Source organism: Microcella sp. (genome assembly GCF_033763155.1).
Lineage (GTDB): Bacteria > Actinomycetota > Actinomycetes > Actinomycetales > Microbacteriaceae > Microcella.
The window spans coordinates 1-3,436 of record NZ_JANRKZ010000101.1; the positions used below are offsets into that span (position 1 = coordinate 1).

Sequence of the window (3,436 nt, forward strand, 5' to 3'; positions counted from 1 at the left end):
CGCCCCACATCTCCACCACACCGCTCTTCTGGGGCGCTCGGTTTGGGGGGGTTTTTCCGCTGGGGGCCTAAACCGTGGCCGGCCCAAGCCTAAAAACCGCACCAAACGCTGCTAGTCGGCCGAGAGGGCGGCGCGCACGGCACCGGCCGCGTCGCCCCACAGCGGCTCGGTCACGACAACCTCGCCGAGGCCTTGCCACGCGGATGCTCGCCGCAACACGGGCGCCACTCGCGCCGCGAGTTCCGAGGCTGACGCCCCCGGCTCCACCCACGCGCTCTGCACGCGCAGCACGCCCGCCTGGCGGTCACTCTTGAGGTCGATGCGCCCGATGACCCGGTCGTCAACGAGCACGGGCAGTGAGTAGTAGCCGAACTGCCGCTTCGGGGCGGGCGTGTAGATCTCGATGCGGTAGTGAAAGCCGAACATGCGCAGGGCGCGGTCGCGGTTCCACACCACGGGGTCGAAGGGCGAGAGCACAGCCGCGGCCTCGATGCGGCGCGGGATGCGCGCGCCCGGAATGATGAACGCCGGCAGCGGGCGACCCGCGGCCGTCGTCCACCCCTCGACCTCGACCTGCTCGACCTCGCCCGCGGCGAGCAACGTGCGCAGGGCATCCGTCGTCGGGGCGATCTTGAGGCGGTGGTAGTCGGCGATGTCGCCCACCGTGCCCACGCCGAGCGCCCGCACACTGCGCAGCACGAGTTCGCGCTCGGCCTCGGCGCGCGGAACCTCGATCGCGTGCAGTGCCTCGAGGCCCACGTGCGACGGAAGCGCATAGACGCGCGAGAACCCTCGCCGGCCCGCGCTTACGACGTCGCCGAAGGCGAAGAGGTACTCGAGGCCCTCTTTCACGTCGCTCCAGCCCCACCACGGGCCGCGACGCTCGGTCGCATCGTGCTCGACGTCGCTGACCGTCATGGGGCCGGTCGACGCGAGCTCGCGCAGCAGCCAGTCGAGCATCGCGGTGTTCTCGCGCACCCACGCGCTTTTCTCGGTGTACTTCGCGCGCAGGGCCTCGCGCTTCCAGTGCCACAGCGGCCAATCATCGCGACGGATGATCGCCGCTTCGTGTGCCCAGTACTCGGTATAGCGGCCCCGGCGCGCAAAGATGAGCGCGTCAAGGTCGGCGGTGTCGTAGGCGCCGAGGCGCGCAAAGAGCGGCAGATAGTGCGAGCGGGCGAAGACGTTGACCGAGTCGAGCTGCAGCACCTGCAGCCGGTCGATTGTCGCCGAGAGCTGGCGCGTGCCCACCGCCGAGGGATGCGCGCGATCGAAGCCCTGGGCGGCGAGCGCGAGGCGGCGCGCCTGTGCGGCGGTCAATCTCGTCACGCCTTCACCGTAGCGCCGAGCGACGACGCCGCGGGCAGACCGACCGACAGCGGGCGCATGGCTTCAGACTCGTAGACTGGCGCAATGTTCTGGCGACCGAAGGCTGATGTGCCCGCTGCGGCGGGGGATGACGCCGTCGCGCCCGCCATGCGCACCGCCGCAGCCTGGTCGTGGCGGCTGCTCGTCGTGGCAGGCCTCGTCGGCGTGCTGATCTTCTTGATCATCCAATTGCGGCTCATCGTCATTCCGCTGTTGATCGCGGTGTTGCTCGCAGCACTGCTCATTCCTTACGCGGCATGGCTCAAGTCCCGCTTGCGCTTTCCCCACTGGCTCGCCGTCGCTGCAGCCCTTCTGACCCTCGTAACCGTGCTGACCGCCCTGATCTGGCTCGTGGTGGCCCAAGTGCGGGCAGGCTGGCCGTCGCTGCAAGATCGCTCGGTCGACGCCTTTGACGAGTTTCTGGTGTGGCTCAGCACGACCTTTGGGCTGAGCACCGCAGAGATCACGGCGTGGATCGACGGCATCGTCGCCGAGCTCGACTTCTCGACCCAAGGGCCGCTCGTCACGGGTGCGCTTTCGGTGAGCACGACGGCGCTCGAATTGCTCGCGGGCACCGTGCTCGTGATCTTCTCGTTGCTCTTCTTCTTGATCGACGGCCCCAACATCTGGCGCTTCGTTGTGCGCCTCTTTCCGCGCACGGCACGCACGGCGGTCGATGGTGCCGCACGCGCCGGGTGGCTGACCCTCACGAACTTCTCGAAGGTGCAGATCTTTGTGGCCTTCGTCGACGGACTCGGCATTGGCCTCATCGCGTGGGTACTCGGCTTGCCGCTTGCGTTGCCGATCGGCGTTGCGGTCTTTCTCGCGAGCTTCGTGCCGTTCATCGGCGCGCTCGTGACCGGATCGCTCGCCGTGCTCATTGCCCTGGTCTATAACGGCCCGGTTGTCGCTCTGCTCATGCTCGGCGGCGTGCTGCTCGTGCAGCAGCTCGAGGGCAACGTCTTGCAGCCTCTCGTCATGGGCCCGGCCGTGCGGGTGCACCCACTCGCGGTTGTGCTGGCCGTGACGACGGGCGGACTTCTCGCGGGCATCCCGGGCACGCTCTTCGCCGTGCCGATCGCGGCGTTCTCGAACGTCTTTATTCGCTACATCGCGAGCGGGCGATGGCGCGTGATCCCGCACCCCATGACTCTCAGTGACATTCAGCCGCCACCAGCACCACCCTCACAGGAGCGCTCATGACCGCCCCCCTCACGATCGCCGGCCCGAGCCTCGCTGACGTCGAGGCTGCGCGCCTCGTTGTCAGCCGCGTGGCCGAGATCACTCCCATGGAGACCTCGCGCTACTTGAGCGACGTGCTCGGCGCGCCCGTGCACCTCAAGTGCGAAAACCTGCAGCGCACGGGCTCGTACAAGATTCGCGGCGCCTACAACCGCATGTCGCACTTGAGCGATGACGAGAAGGCGCGTGGTGTGGTGGCCGCGAGCGCGGGTAACCACGCCCAAGGCGTGGCGTTTGCCGCGCGCGAGCTGGGCATCGCCGCCACGATCTTCATGCCCATCGGCGTCGCCCTGCCCAAGCTGCAGGCCACGCGCCACTACGGCGCCGAGGTCGTGCTGCGCGGCCACACCGTGAGTGAACCGCTCAAGGCCGCGCAAGAGTTTGCCGAGCGCACGGGCGCCGTCTACATCCCTCCCTTCGACCACGTTGACGTCGTCGCCGGTCAAGGAACCCTGGGGCTCGAGCTGCTCGAGCAGGTTCCTGAGCTCGAAACCGTCATTGTTCCGATCGGCGGGGGTGGGCTCATCTCGGGTGTCGCGAGCGTGCTCAAGCGGCGCGCCGCCGAGCAGGGGCGCAGCATCCGCGTTATCGGAGTTCAGGCGGCCAATGCCGCCGCGTACCCGGTGTCTCTTGCGGCAGGCGCGGTCACCGAGATCACGATTTCGCCCACGATCGCCGACGGCATCGCGGTGGCCAAGCCCGGCAAGCTCAACTTCGAGATTGTTCGGGATGCTGTCGACGAAGTGGTCACAGTCGACGACGACGACATCGCACGTGCGATGCTCGTGCTGCTCGAGCGGGCGAAGATGGTGGTCGAGCCGGCCGG

Annotated in this window: 3 protein-coding genes; 2 read left to right on the top strand and 1 reads right to left on the bottom strand. The window is 68.1% G+C overall.

All coding sequences use genetic code 11. The features are described 5' to 3' along the window. Positions 1-111: 111 nt before the first annotated feature. Positions 112-1,329, bottom strand: coding sequence for a winged helix-turn-helix domain-containing protein (locus SFU54_RS04725; RefSeq protein WP_319015150.1), 1,218 nt, complete (start codon positions 1,327-1,329; stop codon positions 112-114). Between the two features lie 84 nt (positions 1,330-1,413). On the opposite strand from SFU54_RS04725, the gene SFU54_RS04730 reads away from it, so the two are divergent. Next, a complete protein-coding gene (locus SFU54_RS04730) occupies positions 1,414-2,571 on the top strand; it encodes an AI-2E family transporter (protein WP_319015151.1) in 1,158 nt (385 codons plus the stop codon). Continuing rightward, positions 2,568-3,436, top strand: an 869-nt coding sequence (locus SFU54_RS04735) for a threonine/serine dehydratase (protein WP_319015152.1), incomplete at its 3' end; no start/stop codon positions are given. The genes SFU54_RS04730 and SFU54_RS04735, both read left to right, overlap by 4 nt.